Source organism: Micromonospora sp. DT62, assembly GCF_049847285.1.
Lineage (GTDB): Bacteria > Actinomycetota > Actinomycetes > Mycobacteriales > Micromonosporaceae > Micromonospora > Micromonospora reichwaldensis.
On the sequence record NZ_JBNCOB010000001.1, the window covers coordinates 121,408 to 139,352 of the forward strand.

Annotated in this window: 15 protein-coding genes and 1 riboswitch; of the genes, 10 read left to right on the forward strand and 5 right to left on the reverse strand. The window is 73.3% G+C overall.

Annotated features, from left to right (window positions below):
- The first annotated feature begins 58 nt into the window (after nt 1–58).
- On the forward strand, nt 59–1,255 hold the full coding sequence (gene lhgO / locus ACPXCB_RS00525; protein WP_425871157.1) for an L-2-hydroxyglutarate oxidase: 1,197 nt from the start codon (nt 59–61) through the stop codon (nt 1,253–1,255).
- Between the two features lie 111 nt (nt 1,256–1,366).
- On the opposite strand, the gene ACPXCB_RS00530 is transcribed toward lhgO, so the two are convergent.
- Nucleotides 1,367–1,975, reverse strand: coding sequence for a TetR/AcrR family transcriptional regulator (locus ACPXCB_RS00530; protein WP_425872090.1), 609 nt, complete (start codon nt 1,973–1,975; stop codon nt 1,367–1,369).
- A 205-nt stretch (nt 1,976–2,180) separates the two neighbouring features.
- Between ACPXCB_RS00530 and ACPXCB_RS00535 the strand changes: the two genes are divergently transcribed.
- From ACPXCB_RS00535 to ACPXCB_RS00550, 4 genes are all read left to right on the forward strand, one after another.
- Nucleotides 2,181–3,077, forward strand: coding sequence for an ABC transporter permease (locus ACPXCB_RS00535; RefSeq protein WP_425871159.1), 897 nt, complete (start codon nt 2,181–2,183; stop codon nt 3,075–3,077).
- Nucleotides 3,070–3,888, forward strand: coding sequence for an ABC transporter ATP-binding protein (locus ACPXCB_RS00540; protein WP_311412813.1), 819 nt, complete (start codon nt 3,070–3,072; stop codon nt 3,886–3,888). The genes ACPXCB_RS00535 and ACPXCB_RS00540 overlap by 8 nt, the downstream gene beginning before the upstream one ends.
- Nucleotides 3,889–4,020: 132 nt before the next feature.
- Complete coding sequence (locus ACPXCB_RS00545; protein ID WP_425871161.1) at nt 4,021–5,523, forward strand: D-ribitol-5-phosphate cytidylyltransferase; 1,503 nt, start codon at nt 4,021–4,023, stop codon at nt 5,521–5,523.
- A gap of 36 nt (nt 5,524–5,559) precedes the next feature.
- Nucleotides 5,560–7,287, forward strand: a complete 1,728-nt coding sequence (locus ACPXCB_RS00550; RefSeq protein ID WP_425871163.1) for a CDP-glycerol glycerophosphotransferase family protein — start codon at nt 5,560–5,562, stop codon at nt 7,285–7,287.
- Nucleotides 7,288–7,354: 67 nt separating this feature from the next.
- On the opposite strand, the gene ACPXCB_RS00555 is transcribed toward ACPXCB_RS00550, so the two are convergent.
- The 4 genes from ACPXCB_RS00555 to ACPXCB_RS00570 all read right to left on the reverse strand — a co-directional run bounded on the left by ACPXCB_RS00555 (nt 7,355) and on the right by ACPXCB_RS00570 (nt 11,152).
- Entirely contained in the window at nt 7,355–8,098 is a 744-nt protein-coding gene (locus ACPXCB_RS00555) for an alpha/beta fold hydrolase (protein ID WP_425871165.1), read from the reverse strand.
- Between the two features lie 105 nt (nt 8,099–8,203).
- Complete coding sequence (locus ACPXCB_RS00560; protein WP_425871166.1) at nt 8,204–9,049, reverse strand: C39 family peptidase; 846 nt, start codon at nt 9,047–9,049, stop codon at nt 8,204–8,206.
- Between the two features lie 227 nt (nt 9,050–9,276).
- Nucleotides 9,277–9,417, reverse strand: a riboswitch (cyclic di-AMP (ydaO/yuaA leader).
- A 320-nt stretch (nt 9,418–9,737) separates the two neighbouring features.
- Entirely contained in the window at nt 9,738–10,976 is a 1,239-nt protein-coding gene (locus tag ACPXCB_RS00565) for an acyltransferase family protein (protein WP_425871168.1), read from the reverse strand.
- Entirely contained in the window at nt 10,973–11,152 is a 180-nt protein-coding gene (locus ACPXCB_RS00570; protein ID WP_425871170.1) for a hypothetical protein, read from the reverse strand. Before ACPXCB_RS00570 ends, ACPXCB_RS00565 begins: the two co-directional genes overlap by 4 nt.
- A 138-nt stretch (nt 11,153–11,290) precedes the next feature.
- On the opposite strand from ACPXCB_RS00570, the gene ACPXCB_RS00575 reads away from it, so the two are divergent.
- The 5 genes from ACPXCB_RS00575 (at nt 11,291) to ACPXCB_RS00595 (ending at nt 17,924) form a co-directional block, all read left to right on the forward strand.
- Nucleotides 11,291–12,616: a polysaccharide pyruvyl transferase family protein gene (locus ACPXCB_RS00575; protein ID WP_425871171.1), complete on the forward strand. Its 1,326-nt coding sequence runs from the start codon at nt 11,291–11,293 to the stop codon at nt 12,614–12,616.
- 100 nt (nt 12,617–12,716) lie between these two features.
- Nucleotides 12,717–13,352, forward strand: coding sequence for an alpha-ketoglutarate-dependent dioxygenase AlkB (locus ACPXCB_RS00580; protein WP_425871173.1), 636 nt, complete (start codon nt 12,717–12,719; stop codon nt 13,350–13,352).
- Nucleotides 13,353–13,603: 251 nt separating this feature from the next.
- Nucleotides 13,604–15,133, forward strand: a complete 1,530-nt coding sequence (locus ACPXCB_RS00585) for a glycosyltransferase family 39 protein (protein ID WP_425871175.1) — start codon at nt 13,604–13,606, stop codon at nt 15,131–15,133.
- The gene (locus tag ACPXCB_RS00590; protein ID WP_425871176.1) at nt 15,075–16,298 is read left to right on the forward strand and encodes a glycosyltransferase family 2 protein; all 1,224 of its coding nucleotides are present in this window, start codon (nt 15,075–15,077) and stop codon (nt 16,296–16,298) included. The genes ACPXCB_RS00585 and ACPXCB_RS00590 overlap by 59 nt, the downstream gene beginning before the upstream one ends.
- A gap of 273 nt (nt 16,299–16,571) precedes the next feature.
- On the forward strand, nt 16,572–17,924 hold the full coding sequence (locus ACPXCB_RS00595) for a uracil-xanthine permease family protein (protein WP_425871178.1): 1,353 nt from the start codon (nt 16,572–16,574) through the stop codon (nt 17,922–17,924).
- Nucleotides 17,925–17,945 lie beyond the last annotated feature (21 nt).

The window sequence follows — 17,945 nt, forward strand, 5'->3', positions numbered from 1 at the left end:
CGGGCGCGCCGGGTGGGCTTGGTTACCATCGGTCGCGGCGTCCGGCAGGGGAGATGAGATGACCAGGTTCGTAGTGGTGGGTGGCGGCATCGTCGGGCTCGCGGTGGCACACCGGTTGATCACCGACCGGCCCGGGGACCAGGTGACCGTGCTGGAGAAGGAAGCCGGCTGGGCGGCCCACCAGACGGGCCACAACTCGGGCGTCATCCACGCCGGGGTCTACTACAAGCCCGGCAGCCTGAAGGCGACCATGTGCCGGGCCGGCAGCGCGTCGATGGTCGAGTTCTGCGAGCGGCACGGGCTCACGTACGACATCTGCGGGAAGCTGATCGTGGCGACGGACGCCGCGGAGCTGCCCCGGCTGCACGACCTGCACCAGCGCGCCCTCGCCAACGGTCTGCCGGCGCGGCTGATCGACGCCGCCGAGGCAACCGAACACGAGCCGCACGTGGCCACCGTCGGCGCGCTGCACGTCGCCTCGACCGGCATCGTCGACTTCGGGGCGGTCTGCCGCAAGCTCGCCGAGCTGCTCGCGGCGGGCGGGGCGGAGCTGCGCACGGAGACCGAGGTCACCGGCGTGGCCAACCGGCCGGACGGGGTGGTGGTCCACACCACCCGGGGCGAGGTGGTCGCGGACGTCCTGATCAACTGCGCCGGGCTGCACGCGGACCGGATCTCCCGGCTGGCCGGCGTGCCCACTCCGGTGCGGATCGTGCCGTTCCGGGGCGAGTACTACGAGCTGGTGCCGCAGCGGCAGGGCCTGGTGCGGGGGCTGATCTATCCGGTGCCGGACCCGCAGTTCCCCTTCCTCGGGGTGCACCTGACCAAGATGATCGACGGCACCGTGCACGCCGGCCCGAATGCTGTGCTGGCGACCGCCCGGGAGGGCTACTCCTGGGGCCGGTTCAGCCCGCGCGACGTGTGGGACGAGCTGACCTACCGGGGGCTGTGGGCGCTGGCGCGCCGACACTACCGGTACGGCTTGACCGAGGTGACCCGGTCGCTGTCGAAGAAGCGGTTCGCGGCGAGCCTGGCCCGGCTGGTGCCCGAGCTCACTCCGGCGGACATCGTCCGGGCGGGCGCGGGCGTGCGCGCGCAGGCGATCCTGCCCGACGGCGGCCTGGTGGACGACTTCCTGATCGTCGAGGCGGAGCGGCAGGTGCACGTGCTCAACGCGCCCTCCCCCGCCGCGACCAGTTCGCTGGAGATCGCCCGGCACATCGTCTCCCGGCTGCCGGTCGACGCCCCGCGCTGACCCGGCCGCGCACGTGGGCGGCGGCCGCGGCGCTCCCGGATCGGTGCGGGCGCGGCACCCACGGCCGCCGGAAGAGTCGGGCGCGGGCGCCGAGAGGGTGGCCGGGAGCGGTCAGGCGGGCGCCGCGTCCGCCGCCGCGTCGCGGGGGCGGGGCACGCCGGCGCCCGCGCCCAGCCCGGTGGCCACCGCCTCCACCAGCGTGCCGAGGTAGGCGTCGGTGAGCGGGGTCCGGGAGATCGCCAGCCGCCAGTAGAGCGGGCCGACGATCAGGTCGACGGCCGCCTCGGGGTCGGTGCCGGGCGGCAGCTCGCCGCGCTGCACGGCGCGGCCGATCAGCCGGCCGCCGAGCTCCTGCTGCCGGGCGCGCAGCACCTTCTGCAGGGTCTGGTCGATGGTCGGGTTGCGGGCGGCCTCGGCGAGCAGGTCGGGAATGATCTGCGAGGCCAGCGGGTGCCGCAACGCGTGCGCCACCACCTGGAAGAGCAGCTCGAGGTCGCCGCGGAGCGTGCCGGTGTCCAGCGCGGGCAGCCTGCCGGTGGCCGCCGCGGCGACGATCTCCAGCACCAGGTCGAGCTTCGAGTTCCAGCGCCGGTAGATTGCGGTCTTGCTGACCCCGGCCCGCCGGGCCACCGCCTCGATGGAGAGCCGGCCGTAGCCGACCGCGGCGAGCTCCTGCATCAGGGCACGGCGGATGGCCGTGGTGATGTCGTCTCGGAGCACTGCCGCGCCGGCCGGCGCCCGCCTCTTCCCGGTCGTCACCTGGAGCTCGTCTCGGCTGTCACGAGGAACAATGTAGCGCAACGACGGTACGGTTGCGTCCCGACGTGTTTCGGACTACTGTCCACGCAGCGGCGAGGCGGCGCTCCACGCTCGGATCCATCGTCGCGCCCCACCCGTCGTCACGAAAGATCGGAGCGGCCATCCCATGGCCAACACCGCGCTGGCCGATCCCGACTCCGGCCTCTCCCAGGCGCAACTGGCCGCCCGGTACGGGCTGCGGTTCGCCGGCGAACGGCCGTCCCTGGGCGAGTACACCCGGCGGCTCTGGCGCTACCGGCACTTCATCTCCGCGTACGCGAACGCCAAGCTGGTCGCCTCGTTCAGCAACGCCCGGCTCGGGCAGCTGTGGCAGGTGCTCACCCCGCTGACCAACGCGGCGGTCTACTACCTCATCTTCGGGTTGGTGCTGGAGCAGGACCGTGTCCCGAACTTCATCGCCTACCTCTGCACCGGTCTGTTCATCTTCAACTTCACCCAGACCGCCGTGCAGACGGGCACCCAGTCCATCACCAGCAACCTCGGGCTGATCCGGGCGCTGCACTTCCCCCGGGCCTGCCTGCCGCTGGCCGTCACGGTCACCCAGTTCCAGCAGCTGCTCGGCTCGATGGTGGTGCTCGTCGCCATCGTGCTGGTGACCGGCGAGCCGATCACCCTGGCTTGGCTGCTGCTGGTGCCGGCGATCCTGCTCCAGACGGTCTTCAACGCCGGGCTGACCATGACGGTCGCCCGGCTGGGCGCGAAGCTGGCGGACCTCAAGCAGGTCATGCCCTTCGTGCTGCGCACCTGGATGTACGGCTCCGGGGTGCTCTACAGCGTGGCGCTCTTCGAGGAGCAGCTGCCGGCCTGGGCCGCCCGGCTGGTCGAGTTCAACCCGGCCCTGGTCTACATCGAGCTGGCCCGGGTCTCGCTGCTGGAGCAGGCACCGCTGCTCAGCTCCTCCCTGCTCCAGCTCTGGCTGGCGGCGGTGGGCTGGGCGATCGTGATGGGCGTCGGGGGTTTCATCTACTTCTGGCGGGGCGAACAGGAGTACGGCCGTGGTTGAGCAGTTCGAGTCGTCCAACGACGTCACCGTGACGCTGCCCCGGATCCAGGAGCGGATCCCCACCGTGGTGGTCGACGACGCGCACGTGATCTACCGGGTGCACAAGGGCGCGGGCGGGGGCGGCGGCCCGGTCGGCGCGCTCAAGCGGATCGTCAGTCGCAGCTCGGCCCCGAACATCCGCGAGGTGCACGCGGTCAAGGGGGTCAGCTTCACCGCGTACCGGGGCGAGGCGATCGGGCTGATCGGCAGCAACGGCTCGGGCAAGTCGACCATGCTGCGGGCCATCGCCGGGCTGCTGCCGGTCAACCGCGGCGCCGTCTACACCCAGGGGCAACCCTCGCTGCTCGGGGTCAACGCGGCCCTGCTCAACGACCTCTCCGGCGAGCGCAACGTCGTGCTGGGCTGCCTGGCCATGGGGATGCCGCCGGCGGAGGTGCAGCGGCAGACCCCGGAGATCATCGAGTTCTCCGGGATCAACCAGCGAGGCGACTTCGCCTCGCTGCCGATGCGCACCTACTCTTCCGGCATGTCGGCCCGGCTGCGCTTCTCCATCGCGGCGGCCAAGAAGCACGACGTGCTGCTCATCGACGAGGCCCTCGCCACCGGCGACAAGGGCTTCCGCAAGCGCAGCGAGCAGCGGGTCCGGGAGCTGCGGGAGAGCGCCGGCACGGTGTTCCTCGTCAGCCACCAGCTCTCCTCGATCCGGGACACCTGCGAGCGGACGATCTGGCTGGAATCGGGCGTCCTGCGCATGGACGGCCCGACCGACGAGGTGCTGCGGGCGTACGAGGCGTTCGCCAACGGCAAGTAGGGTCCGGCGCACGTACGGCACCGGACGGCCGCGTCGTCCCGTTGGGGCGACGCGGCCCGCGCGTTAAGGTTCATCCCGCCGCCGCGCGGGCGAAAACCTCTGTTCACCATCCCCGAGAGTGAGGATTCGGCAATGACGCAGGACCACACCACTGGCTCGGACGCCACACCGGACACCCCGGTGCCGTGGCGGCCCTCGCGGACGGTGGCGGTGGTGCTGGCCGGCGGCACCGGGACCCGGCTGGGCCTCGGCATCCCGAAGCAGCTGCTGAAGATCGCCGGTAAGCCGATCATCGAGCACACCCTCGCGGTCTTCGAGGCGGCGCCCGAGATCGACGAGATCATCGTGCTGATGGCCACCGGCCACGTCGCCGACGCCCAGCAGATCGTCGACAAGGCCGGCTTCCGCAAGGTCAACAAGGTGATCGAGGGCGGCGACACCCGCAACGCCACCACCCGGATCGCGCTCGACGCCGTCGGCGAGGGTGACTGCAACATCCTCTTCCACGACGCGGTGCGGCCCCTGGTCAGCGGCCGGATCGTGCGGGAGTGCGTGAACGCGCTCTGGACGTACTCGGCGGTCGACGTGGCCATCCCGTCGGCCGACACGATCGTCCAGGTCGACGAGGACGACTGCATCACCGACATCCCCGTGCGCTCCTCGCTGCGCCGGGGCCAGACCCCGCAGGCGTTCCGCTCGGGCACCATCCGCGAGGCCTACCGGCACGCCGAGAACGACCCGCACTTCGCCGCCACCGACGACTGCGGGGTGGTGCTGCGCTACCTGCCCGGCACCCCGATCAAGGTCATCGACGGCTCCGACGAGAACATCAAGGTCACCCACCCGGTCGACGTGCACCTGGCGGACAAGCTGTTCCAGCTCGCCGCCGCGCAGGCGCCCCGGGTGACCGACGAGCGTAGCTACACCGAGGAGCTGACCGGCCGGACCATCGTGGTCTTCGGCGGCAGCTACGGCATCGGCCACGACCTCGCCGAGCTGGCCCGCCGCTACGGCACGCAGGTATTCCCGTTCAGCCGCTCCAGCACCGGCACCCACGTCGAGCGCGCCGAGGACGTCGAGGCGGCGCTGAAGACCGCCTTCGAGGCCACCGGGCGGATCGACCACGTGGTGGTCACCGCCGGCATCCTGGAGAAGGGTCCCCTGTCCGAGATGGACCAGGAGACCATGGACCGGGTCCTCCAGGTCAACTTCGTGGGGCCGGTAATCGTGGCCCGCCAGTCGCTGCCCTACCTCCAGCAGACCAAGGGCCAGCTGCTGCTCTACACCTCCAGCTCCTACACCCGGGGCCGCGCCGACTACGCGCTCTACTCCTCCACCAAGGCGGCCCTGGTCAACCTCACCCAGGCGCTCTCCGACGAGTGGGCGGAGTTCGGCGTACGGGTCAACTGCGTCAACCCCGAGCGGACCGCGACGCCGATGCGCACCAAGGCGTTCGGCGAGGAGCCGGAGCACACCCTGCTCGCCGCCGAGACCGTGGCGCAGGTGTCGCTGGACGTGCTGATCTCGGACCTCACCGGCCAGGTCATCGACGTGCGTCGCGCGCCCGGCGAGGTGCCGGCCCAGCCGGGGTCGGCGCGGGTGGAGCGGGACGCCAGCCCGGCCGACGCCGGCTGACGCGGATGTCGGGCCACGGCGGGAATCGGAGCCGACATGCGTGGTGACCTGGTTCGGAAGCTGCTCGCCCGCGCGCTGGCCACCGGCCTGGCGGTGCTGGCGTTCCTCGTCGTCGCCCTGACCGGGGCGACCGGCTGGGGGCTGGGGCTCGCCGTGGCCGCCCTCGCGGCGGCCACCTGGGAGCGGCGGGTGCGCCCGGGCGCCGACAACGCCGCCGAGACCGCGCTGGTCGCGGCGGCGATCCTGGTCGGCTACGCCCGCCGCCTCGACGCCGGGTTCGATCCCGCGCTGGCCGCGACCGCGCTGGCCCTGCTGGGGCTGGTGCTGCTGGTCAACCCGCTCCGCGACGCCAGCGGCCTGGAGGTGCGCGCCGCGAACCTGCCGGTGCGCTCGTGGACGCCGTTGGTCGCCGCCCGCCTCGGCGACGCGCTGGCGGGGCTGCTCGCCCTGCTGGCGCTGGCGGCCGTCGCGGGCCTGCCGGCCGGTGTCGCGCTGGCGGCCGTCGCCCTGGTCGCCGCCGGTGCCGCGGCGGTCGGGCTGGACCTGGCCCGGCGCAAGTTCCGGCCGGGGGCCGGCGGCTCGGCGGTGTCCCGCGCGCTGCGCCGGCACCAGCCCGAGTTCCTGCTCCACTTCTCCGCGCCGCCCGGCTCGGAGTACCAGGTCACCATGTGGCTGCCGTACCTGGAGCGGATCGGCCGGCCGTTCCTGGTGATGGTGCGCGAGCCGGAGTCCCTGCCCCTGGTCGCCGCGGCCACCAGCGCGCCCGTCGTCTACTGCCCCACCACGAGGGCGATGGACGAGGCGCTGGTGCCGAGCCTGCGGGTGGCGTTCTACGTCAACCACGGCGCGAAGAACAGCCACTGCATCCGCTACACCCAGCTGACCCACGTCCAGCTGCACCACGGTGACAGCGACAAGGCCCCCAGCGCCAACCCGGTCTCGGCGATCTTCGACCGGATCTTCGTCGCCGGCCAGGCCGCCATCGACCGGTACGCCCGCGCCGGGGTGGACATCCCGGCGGAGAAGTTCGTCGTCGTCGGCCGCCCGCAGGTCGAGTCGATCGAGGTGAGCCCTGAGCCGGCGCACGGGCGGGCCAACCCGACCGTGCTCTACACGCCGACCTGGACCGGGCACAACGCGGACGCGAACTACTGCTCCCTGCCGGTGGCCGAGACGCTGCTGCGCCGACTGCTCGACCGGGGCGCGACGGTGATCCTGCGGGCCCACCCGTACACCTCGCAGAACCCGGCCTCCGCCCGGCAGCTGGGTCGGCTCACCGAACTGCTGGCCGCCGACCGGGCCCGCAGCGGCCGGCAGCACGTCTTCGGGACCGCCGCCAGCCGGGAGCTGACCCTGACCGAGTGCGTGAACCGCTCGGACGCGCTGGTCTCCGACGTGTCCGGGGTGATCTCCGACTACCTCTACTCCGGCAAGCCGTACGCGGTGACCGACATGGTGGACTCCGGCGACCGGTTCCCCGAGCAGTTCCCGCTCGCCGGGTCGGGCTACGTGCTGCGGCGAGACATGGCGAACGTGGACGAGGTGCTGACCGCGCTGCTGGACACCGATCCGCTGGCCTCGGCGCGGTGGGCCACCCGGAGCCGCTACCTGGGCGACTTCCCCGCCGAGTCGTACGCCGAGGCGTTCCTGGAGGCCGCACGGCGCCAGCTCGACGAGGGCTGGAAGACGCCCGCCCCGCGCACGGGCGGCGCGACCGGCCTGCCGCTCGACCCGGACGAGGCGACCCTCTTCCCCGCCACCTGACGCCCCGGCCGGGAGGCACACCGGTCGCGACGGCGGATCTGTGGGCCGGGCCGGTTGCGGGGCACCGTCAGCGGTACGGCTCGACGAGGTCCAGGACCGCCTCGGGGGCCTCGACGTGGGCGTTGTGCCCGAGGCCGGTCAGGGTGGCGACCGGCACCCCCAGCTCCGTGAGCTGGGCGTCGGTGACCATGGGGTCGTGCTCGCCGCGGGCCAGCAGCACGGGCACGTCGGTCGCCGCCAGCAGGGCGGGCAGGTCCGGCGCGCCCACGCCGAACGCGGCCGGGTCCATCGCCAGCCGCCAGCGGCCGTCGACCTGCCGCAGCCCCGCCTCCACGACGGGGTGCTCCGGGGCGAAGAGCCCGGTCAGGCCGGCCACCCGCAGGTAGCGGCGGGCCGCCTCGTCCCGGCTGGCGAACCAGGTCACCGGCCGGGCCGCCAGCTCACCCGCCTTGGCCAGCTCCGCCGGCGACCAGACGGCCTTGATGCCGAGCCCGACGACGGCGTCGACGGGCAGCCCGGCGCCCCGGGCGGCCAGCGCCAGTCCGACCACCCCGCCGAGGGAGTGCCCCAGCACGACCAGCCGGTCGCCCGCCGCGAGCCCCGCGGCGATCCGCGCGGCCAGCCCCGGGAAGGAGTACTCCGGCAGCGGCGGCGACCAGCCGTGGCCGGCGAGGTCCGGCGCCAGCCACCGCCCCGCCCACCGACGCTCCAGCAGCGGCGCCCAGGGCAGCCACACGTCGCCGGTCGCGCCCATGCCGTGCAGCAGCAGGAGCACCCGCCGGCCGTCCCGGTCACCCGACTCATCGACCATGGGCGCAGTGTGCCACCCGTCGGACGCCGCGGGCGAGGGCCGTGACCCGGACACGACATCGGGCGCCGACCCCCCGGGTGGGGAGCCGACGCCCGACGGCGTCGCTCAGGCGGAGTAGCCGCGGGTGGCGGCCCAGTTCGCCAGGGCGATGGTGCTGATCCAGTACGACGCGGTCGCCGGGTTCGCCGAGTCGGCGATCTTCACCAGCCGTCCCCCGTCCTGGTAGCCGACCACCGCGATGTAGTGGCCGCCGGGGAAGGAGTGCCAGCCGCCGTCGGTGTCCGTGGCGCTGCCGGCGACATTGACCACGACCCCCCGCCCGTCGGCGATGGCCGCGACGACGTCGGCCTGGAGCCGGTCCATCTGGGCCGGGGTGGCGGCGCCACCGGGGATCATCCGGGTCCGGTACGGCTCGCCCTTCACCGTCGCGTTCAGCACGCGGGTGGTGTCCTGGGCCGAGTCGGTGCCCATCTGGTCGGTGCCCAACTGGGCACCGAGGGCGTCCTGGCTGCGCGCGATGCCGGCGGCGCTGAGGGCGTGCCGGACGGCCGCCGGACCACAGTTGTAGAAGGTCGTCTGGGCCTGGTAGTCGTAGTCCAGGCTCTTGGCGGCCGGCGGCTTCGGCGGCTCCGGCTTGCGGGTCAGGTCCGGGTCCGGGGCGGCGCTGGACGCGCTGGCCGACGGGGCGGCGCTGGACGCGGCCGGGGCGGCGCTGGACGGGGCGGGCGCGACCCGGGCCTGGCTGCGCGAGGCCGCCGCGTCGTCCCGCAGTTCGGTCGCGGCCACCGGGGCCGGCGCGGCGGCGGGGGCCTCGTCGGTTCCGGCCAGCAGCGCGCCCGTGCCCGACGCCAGCACGAGCGCCGCGGCGGACGCGGCGGCCAGCTGGTACGGACGCTCGGACGTGAGGCGACGCAGCTGTCGCTTGAGGTGGTGCTTCACGGTTTCCTCCACGGGCTCGGGGTAGCGGCCGTCGGTCCGCGCCGAGGGCAGGGCGGACCGACCGCGCGGACGGGCGTCCGGGCGGGTGGTGGGCCACTCAGGGGATGCGCCCGGGACGCCGGGCGACGGACGGTGACCGGCGGGTCAGCTCATGACCTGCGGGCGGACGAGCGCGGTCACCGCGGCGCCGTGGAGACGGCGGCACAACCGAGGGGTGTACGGGTGTGGCATGAAGATGGAACTCCTTCCGACACCGCCGACCGGGTTAGCTGACGGATTCGGGCGGGAAGAACGCCCTACCACGGGCCCACGGCCCACGGATTCACCCCAACGAGCACTGGGTCCCCGGTTCGTCGTTCACGATTAGGCGGGTCGGCGCGGCGTCGCCTCTGGCGATCGGGTACCGCACCGGACGCGCCGACATTACTGGCCGGCCCACGCCCTGCCAACCCCGCCCCACCTGCCTAAACCTTGATCGGCAAACAATTTTTGCGGGCACTTCGCCACTGACGCGACTCAATGGGACGACCGTTTCTGTGCGCGCCTCCGGGCGACAATGGGACAAGTGGCGGACATCGGCGCCGAAACCCCGGCGGGAATCGACCGGGCCGCGCCGGATGACCGGTTCGCCGACGTGGTGACCGGCGTCACCGAAACGGTCGGGATTTCGTCGCCCGGACTCTCCAGCCGCCGGGGCGTCTCAGCGCGAGTCGGCGTACGTCGGTCGGTGGTCGTCCTGCGGGTCGGCGGCCCGGGGGCGCGGCACGGCGTTGCCCCGGTCCCCCGGCGCCGCCCCGCGGCCGCCGGGGTCCTTCCCGGCGCCGTCCCCGTCCCGCGGCGTCCGGACCGGCCTGCGCGGAGTGAGCAGCCGCATCATCGGCGTCTCGACGAGACGGTGCAACAGGCCGGCCAGGGCCAGGTTGACCAGCAGGAAGCCGAGCACCACCGCCGGCCCCCACCAGCCGGTGAAGCCGACGCCCCAGTCGCCGGTGAGCCGCAGGACGGTGATCATCACGAGGACGTGCACCAGATAGAAGGCGAAGGAGACCTCGCCCAGCCAGACCATCGGCCGGGACCGCCACGGCGAGCGCCGCCCGCGCACGTCCGCGTCCGCCGCCGCGGCGATGACCAGGATGTACGCCACCGAGAGCAGCGCCGCCCACAGTTCGGCGCGCACCCACTGCGCGGCGACCACCCAGGTCACCACGAAGAGCAGGCTGGCCAGCGGCAGGCCCGGCCCACGCCACCGGCCACGCCGCATCAGCTCGGCGGCGGCGACGCCCATCCAGAACTCCAGCGACCGCACCGGCGGGAAGACCTGGGTGAACCACCAGCGGCTCTCCTCGGGCACCAGCGCCTGGGCCGGCCAGAGCGCCAGGATGAGCAGCGGCACCGCGACCACGACGGCCCACAGGGCCCACGGCCGGGCCCGGCGGATCAGCGGCAGCGCCAACGGCAGGCAGAGGTAGAAGAAGAACTCGCAGGACAGCGACCAGCTGACCGTGTTGATGCTGTAGAAGTGGCCCGGCCGCGGGTCCCACGCCTGGAGGAGGAACAGGTTCTCCACCGCGACGAACCGGTCCACGGGGTCGGCGAACCAGGCCGCGACCGCCAGGGCCGCCACCCACAGCACCACGTGGCTCGGCCAGATCTTGGCCACCCGGCGCCGCCAGAACGCCCGACGGGTGTCGGTGGGTCGGGCCGACCAGACCAGCACGAAGCCGCTGAGGATGAAGAAGAACTGCACGCCCGACAGGCCGAGGGCGAAGGCCCAGTCCACGACGGCCTTCTGGCCGGGCTCGGCGATGATGCCCATCGTCGCGACGTGGAACCCGAAGACGAGCAGGGCGGCGACCCAGCGCAGCCCGGTCAGCGACGGCAGGCGGCTGGCCGGGGACGCGGGCCGGGTGGCCGGCGTGACGGTCGCGGCGTCGTTCATGCCGGCATCCCGACGATCCGCAGGGTCACCAGCACGTACGTCTCCTCCTCGACCCCGTCGTCGGGCGTCCCGGGAGGACGCCCCTTGCGGCTCCGGTCGGCACCGCCCGCCGGGCACCATACCCGCCGCTCCTGCTGATCCTTCCGTCCCGTCCGGAAGCGACCGTTGCGCCCCATCCGGGGTGATCGTCGCGTCCCGTCCCGTGACGGGGGTGATCGTGGCGTCCCGTCCCGTGACGGGGTGACGGCCGGCTATGCCCACGTCGGCCCGTGGCCTAATATTCCGTGACCCGGAGGTGACGAGAGGCGGGGCACATGCATCGGCGGATCCTGATGCGGGCCAAGAAGGGCCCGTTCGACGTCTACTCGCCAGAGGAAAGCTACGAGCACAACTGGATCGGCGAGAACAACGGCAACCTCGTCTTCAGCCACGCCGCGCACAAGCTGCTGCGCACCGCCACCGCCGAGATCACCTCGACCGAGTTCAAGGTCAACCCGCGCGACGCCGACATGATCAACGAGCGGTACGACGTCTACGTGGTGCCGCTGGCCAACGCCTTCCGGCGCAGCTACGCCCACCGCGTCGAGGCGATGACCAAGCTCATCGAGCGGCTGAAGATCCCGGTAGTGGTGCTGGGGGTCGGCGTACAGACCGACGTCCACGGCGACCGGGAGTACCTGCGCCCGATCGACGACGTGGTGACCCGGTTCGTCCGGGCGGTGCTGGACCGCTCGCCCAGCATCGGCGTCCGGGGCGAGATCACCGAGGGCTACCTGCGCACCCTGGGCTTCTCCGCCGTCGACGTGATCGGCTGCCCGTCGATGTTCCTGCACGCCGACAACCTCCGGGTGGAGAAGCGGAAGCCGGCGCTGGCGCCGGACGACCGGCTCGCGCTCACCGTCTCGCCGTACGTCAAGTCGATGGCGAAGATCATCGCCCGGCACCACGAGCGGTACCCGAACCTGCGCTACCTGCCGCAGGACCTCAAGACGCTCGGCACGCTGCTCTACGGCGACGCCCCCGAGGACCGGGGGAAGTCCAGCGCCATCCCGATCCACACCTCGCACCCGCTGTTCACCGAGGACAAGGTGCGGATGTTCGTCGACCCGTGGACCTGGATGGACTACCTCTCCGGGTTCGAGTTCGCGTTCGGCACCCGGATCCACGGCACCATCACCGCGCTGGTCGCCGGCACGCCCGGCTACCTCTTCGCGCACGACTCGCGCACCCTGGAACTCGCCCGCTACTTCGACATCCCGCACCGGGTGATGAAGGACGTGCCGGCGGACATCGACGCCGCCCAGCTCTACGACGAGGCGGACTACACGGCGCTCAACGACGGCCACAAGGCGCGCTACGAGACGATGCTGGCCTTCCTCGCCAAGCACAACCTGGGCAACTCCTTCGCCGACGGCGACAGCGCGGCCCGGTTCGACGCGCAGGTGCGGGCCACCACCTTCCCGCCCGCCGTGCGCCCGGCCGGCGCGACCGCTCCGGGTGTGCTGCTGGAGCGCATCCAGTGGCTGCACGACCGCAACACCGGGTTGCAGGCCGACGCGGAGACCCTCCGCGAGCAGCGCCTGCGGAGCCGGGTGAAGCGGGCCGTCGGCGGCCCGGTGCGCCGGATCCTGAACCGTTGACCCCACGCCGGGCGACGCCGACGTGTGCGCCAGGTGACCGGCGGGCGACGAGCCGACCCCGTCGTCGTACACCTGTGCCAACGGGCGGTACGCTCGGTCGATGACCGGGGCCGCCTACCAGCCGTCGATGCTCGACCTCACCGCCGCGCAGCCGTCGCTGGGCCCGCTGGGCGGCCGGCTGCGCCGGCACCCGCTCACCCCCGGCGCGTGGGTCGACCACCTCCCCGGCTGGGTCGCCGGTTCCGACCAGGTCTTCGACACCCTGCTGCGGGACGTGCCCTGGCGGGCCGAACGCCGCACCATGTACGACGCCGAGGTGGACGTGCCCCGGCTGCTCTGCTGGTACGCCGGCCACCGCCCGCTGCCGCATCCGCTGCTCACCGAGGCGCGCGCCGCCCTCACCCGGCACTACGCCCCCGAGCTCGGCGAGCCCTTCGTCACCGCCGGCATGTGCCTGTACCGCTCCGGCCGGGACAGCGTCGCCTGGCACGGCGACACCCAGGGCCGCTCCGCGCACACCGACACCATGGTCGCCATCGTCTCGTTCGGCTCGCCCCGCACGCTGCTGCTGCGGCCCCGGGGCGGCGGCGCCAGCCTGCGCTTCCCGCTCGGGCACGGCGACCTCGTCGTGATGGGCGGCTCCTGCCAGCGCACCTGGGAGCACGCCGTACCCAAGACCACCCGGCCCGTCGGGCCCCGGGTCAGCGTCCAGTTCCGGCCCGTCGGCGTCGCCTGAGCCGACCTTTCCTCCGGGCCGGATCGCGCCGTGGCCGAGCGGAGGGCCAGGCCGTCCGGTCGGCGCCCGCGACGCGGCCGTTCGGACGAAGCTCCGCAGGATCGGTGGCGGTTCGACCGTTTCGTGCGCGTGAACGGCAGATGGCGGGCGCCGAATGTCGGCCCCCGTGCCGGGTCGGTACACCCACCGTCACCGTCCATCGTGCTAGCTTGACCGCGCCAATCACTCTGCGCTGTCTTCGGGAGCTTTCCGTGCTCGTTGGACGCCCGACCGCGCGGTGGGCCGGTCCGCGTTCCCTTCCCGCCCTGCTGCGCCGCCACGTCGGCCTCGTCGTCGTGCTCGCCGCCGGTGTCGCGCTGCGGATCACCACAATGGCCGCGTACCCGCCCGCGCTGTGGTTCCAGGGCGACTCCGGGTCGTACCTCAGACGGGCCGCCGAATGGCCGGCCATGCCGGCCCGGTGGACGTACCCGTGGCTGCTCAAGGGCTTCGAATGGACGGGCACCGTCGCCTCGGTGGTGGCCCTGCAACACCTGGCCGGGCTCGCCCTGGGCGTCGCGGCCTACCTGCTGCTGCGCCGCCTGGGCGGCGGCCCCTGGCTGGCCACGCTCGCCGCCGCGCCGGTCCTGCTCGACGCCACCCAGCTCACGCTGGAGCAGTACCTGCTCACCGAGACGCTCTTCACCACCGCGCTGGCCGTGGCGGTGCTGCTGCTCGTGTGGCGGGAGCGGCCCGGGACGATCGCCGGCCTGGGCGCGGGCGTCGCCGTCGCGCTGGGCATGGCGACCCGGCCCACGGGCGTCGCCGCGCTCGGCGCCCTGCTGCTGTTCCTGCTCGTACCGTGGCGCGGCTGGCGGGCCCCGGCGGCGTACCTGCTCGGCATCGTCGTCCTCTTCGGCGTCGCCTTCGCCGGCATCGGTACCGTCAAGGGCGCGCTCGGCCTGGAGGGCGGGAAGTTCCTCTACGGCCGGACGGCCCAGATCGCCGACTGCGACCGGCTCGAACTTCGGCCCGGACTGCGAAAGCTGTGCCCGACGCAGCCGCTGGGCCAGCGTCCCGCCCGGCCCGACTGGTTCATCTGGAACCGGGACAGCCCCATCCGCGCCGCCGAACGGCCCGAGGACCTCGACGAGTTCGCCCGGGAGGTGCTCCGGCAGCAGCCCGGCGACTATGTGGCCGCCGTGGCGTCGGACACCGCCCGCTACTTCTGGCCGGCCCCGCTCGCGCCGACCGAGGCGTGCCTGGCCAACTGGTGGCGACCGCAGCCCGCGCCGACCGACTGGGCGGCGGACCGTGACTGCGTGCCGCGCACCGCCAGCCCCGACTACCGGTGGCAACCGGCGCCGTCGCGCGACGTCGAGCCGAACGCGGCCAGCCGGTTCCTGCACGGCTACGGACGGTACGCGGTCACCCCGCCGCCGGCCCTGGCCGCCATGGTGCTGATCGCGCTGGTCGGGGCGGTGTGGCCGCGCCGGGGCCGGCTGCGACTGAGCATGATCGGCCTGCTGTACGCCGGCGTCGGCCTCGGAATCATGGTCTTCTCCGTGGCCACCTCGATGTTCGACCACCGCTACGGCCTGCCAGCGCTGGCGTTCCTCCCGATCGCCGCCGCGGTCGGCTGGCAGCGGCTGCGGTCGGCACCTCAACCGACGGACCGGCCCACGCCGGCCGACGGCGAGCCGGACCGGCTCGCCCCCACCACGGCAGAAAGCAACGGGGAGCATGACGAACGAATCGAAGATCGAGGTCACGGTGCTGCTGCCGTGCCTCAACGAGGCTGAGACCCTGGAGGTCTGCGTACGCAAGGCGCTGCGCTCGCTCGACGAGTGCGGGGTGGTCGGGGAGGTGCTGGTCTCCGACAACGGGTCCACCGACGGGTCGCAGGAGATCGCCGAGCGGGCCGGCGCCCGGGTGGTGCACGCGCCCATCCGCGGCTACGGTGGCGCCCTGCTCAACGGCATCGACCAGGCCCGCGGCCGGTTCATCATCATGGCCGACGCCGACGACTCGTACGCGCTGGCGGACCTCGGCCCGTTCGTCGAGGCGCTGCGCGCCGGGCACGACGTGGTGATGGGCAACCGGTTCCGGGGCGGCATCGCCGCGGGCGCCATGCCGCCCCTGCACCGCTACCTCGGCAACCCGGTCCTGAGCTGGCTCGGCCGGCGGCTGTTCGGGCTACGCAAGGTCCGGGACTTCCACTGCGGCATGCGCGGGTTCCACGCCGAGCGGATCCGCGCGCTCGGGCTCTGCATGCCGGGCATGGAGTTCGCCTCCGAGCTGGTGGTGCGCGCCGCGCTGGCCGGCTACGACATCGCCGAGGTGCCGACCACCCTGTCGCCCGACGGTCGGTCCCGCCCGCCGCACCTGCGTACCTGGCGCGACGGCTGGCGGCACCTGCGGTTCCTGTTGGTGTTCGCCCCGCGCAAGACCCTGGTCCGGCCGGGCGGCGCGCTGGCCGGGCTCGGGCTGGCCGGAGTGGCGGCGCTCACCCCGGGCCCGTTGGCCCTCGGTCCGGTCCGGCTCGACGTCGCCACCCTGGTGTACGCGTGCCTGATGATGCTTGTCGGGGTGCAACTCGTGCTCTTCGGCGGCCTCGCCGAGATCTACGGCCGGCAGGAGGGGTTGGTCGGGCAGCGCACGTCGGACCGCTGGATCCGCCTCCTGCGGCTGGAGACCAGCGTCACCATCGGGCTACTGCTGCTCGTCGCCGGCGTCGCCGGCACCGGCGGGGCGGTCGCCTACTGGGGACTGGACGGGTTCGGCGACCTCGACCCGCGCGAGACGCTGCGGGTGGTGCTCCCGGCGGCCACCGCGATCGCGATCGGCGTGGTCATGCTCTTCTCCGGCCTGGTGGGCAGCCTGCTCACCCTGCGACCGACGCATCCGGCGCCGGCGCTCGTCCGCCAGCCCGGGCCGGGGCGCGACCGGGTCCTCAGCCCCAGGTGACGGCAGGGGCGACCATCACGCGCACGGTCGCCCCTGCCGGCTCCCCCGTGCCCGGACCGGTCCCACCCGCGCGGCGGGCCGGGTCGCCAGCGACGGTCCCGTAGTCGGCGGGGTTGCCCAGGCATCGAACCCGGTGGCGCACTCAGGTCCCGGGCGCGGTGACGTGGGGACCGCGGGAGGGTGACGGACGAGGTGGGGTGGGGGTTCTGCTAGAAACGACTCCTGGGTTTCACCTGCGCCCCCGTCACCTCTCCACGACGCGAAGGGCGTTCCATGACCCAGTCCTCCACCGAGCCGCGCTCCCGTTGGTCCCCGTGGGCGGTCCACGGCGACGGCCGGTCCATCCGCCCCGGCGACGTGGTCCACCCCGACGAACGGCTCTCCTGGCCGCGGACCCTCGGCGTCGGCGTGCAGCACGTCGTCGCGATGTTCGGCGCCACCTTCACGGTGCCGCTGATCACCGGCTTCCCGCCCGCCACCACGCTCTTCTTCTCCGGGCTCGGCACGCTGCTGTTCCTGCTGATCACCGGCAACCGGCTGCCCTCGTACCTCGGCTCGTCCTTCGCCTTCATCGCGCCGGTGCTGGCGGCCAAGGCCGGCGGCGACATCGGCCCGGCGCTCGGCGGCATCGTCGTCGCGGGCGTGGCGCTGGCCGCCGTCGGGCTGGTCGTCCAGCTCGCCGGGTCGCGCTGGATCGACGCGCTGATGCCGCCCGTGGTCACCGGGTCGATCGTCGCGCTGATCGGCCTGAACCTCGCTCCCGTCGCCTGGGACGGCGACGGGAGCGGCACCGGCGTGAAGGCGCAGCCGCTGATCGCGGTGGTGACGCTGGCCGCCATCCTGCTCGCCACGGTGGCCTTCCGGGGCTTCCTGGCCCGACTCTCCATCCTGCTGGGGGTGGTGGTCGGCTGGGTCCTCGCCGCCGTGCTCGGCGACCTGGATCCGAAGGCGGTCGACGGCCTGCGGGACGCCGCGTGGGTCGGCCTGCCCGAGTTCCACGCGCCGAGCTTCAGCCTGCGGGCGGTCGTGCTGGTGATCCCGGTGATCCTGGTGCTGATCGCCGAGAACGCCGGGCACGTCAAGGCGGTCGCCGCGATGACCGGCCGGAACCTGGACCGGGACATGGGCCGGGCGTTCATGGGCGACGGGTTGGCCACGATGCTCGCCGGTTCCGGCGGCGGCTCCGGCACCACCACCTACGCGGAGAACATCGGCGTGATGGCGGCGACCCGGGTCTACTCCACCGCCGCGTACTGGGTGGCCGGTCTGACGGCGGTGCTGCTCGGGCTCAGCCCGAAGTTCGGCGCGCTGATCCTCACCGTGCCGGCCGGCGTCCTTGGCGGCGCCACCACCGCCCTGTACGGCCTGATCGCCATCCTCGGCGCGCGGATCTGGATCGAGAGCCGGGTGGACTTCCACGACCCGGTGAACCTGATGACCGCCGCCGTCGCGGTGATCGTCGGCGCGGCCAACTACACCCTCACCGCTGGCGACCTCTCGTTCAACGGCATCGCCCTGGGCACCGCCGCCGCCCTGACCGTCCACCACGGCATGCGCCTACTGACCCACCTACGCACCCCCACCCCCACCCGGCGCCCCACCCCGCCCCCCGCTCCGCCCCGTTGATCATGAAGTTGTTGTCGCGAC

Bases quoted from the DNA above. Each gene is read 5' to 3' on its own strand.
- ACPXCB_RS00535 (WP_425871159.1), top strand. From the start codon at position 2,181: ATGGCCAACACCGCGCTGGCCGATCCCGACTCCGGCCTCTCCCAGGCG.
- lhgO (WP_425871157.1), top strand. From the start codon at position 59: ATGACCAGGTTCGTAGTGGTGGGTGGCGGCATCGTCGGGCTCGCGGTG.
- ACPXCB_RS00555 (WP_425871165.1), bottom strand. From the start codon at position 8,098: ATGGTCGATGAGTCGGGTGACCGGGACGGCCGGCGGGTGCTCCTGCTG.
- ACPXCB_RS00595 (WP_425871178.1), top strand. From the start codon at position 16,572: ATGACCCAGTCCTCCACCGAGCCGCGCTCCCGTTGGTCCCCGTGGGCG.
- ACPXCB_RS00580 (WP_425871173.1), top strand. From the start codon at position 12,717: ATGACCGGGGCCGCCTACCAGCCGTCGATGCTCGACCTCACCGCCGCG.
- ACPXCB_RS00565 (WP_425871168.1), bottom strand. From the start codon at position 10,976: ATGAACGACGCCGCGACCGTCACGCCGGCCACCCGGCCCGCGTCCCCG.
- ACPXCB_RS00545 (WP_425871161.1), top strand. From the start codon at position 4,021: ATGACGCAGGACCACACCACTGGCTCGGACGCCACACCGGACACCCCG.
- ACPXCB_RS00550 (WP_425871163.1), top strand. From the start codon at position 5,560: ATGCGTGGTGACCTGGTTCGGAAGCTGCTCGCCCGCGCGCTGGCCACC.
- ACPXCB_RS00575 (WP_425871171.1), top strand. From the start codon at position 11,291: ATGCATCGGCGGATCCTGATGCGGGCCAAGAAGGGCCCGTTCGACGTC.
- ACPXCB_RS00570 (WP_425871170.1), bottom strand. From the start codon at position 11,152: ATGGGGCGCAACGGTCGCTTCCGGACGGGACGGAAGGATCAGCAGGAG.
- ACPXCB_RS00590 (WP_425871176.1), top strand. From the start codon at position 15,075: ATGACGAACGAATCGAAGATCGAGGTCACGGTGCTGCTGCCGTGCCTC.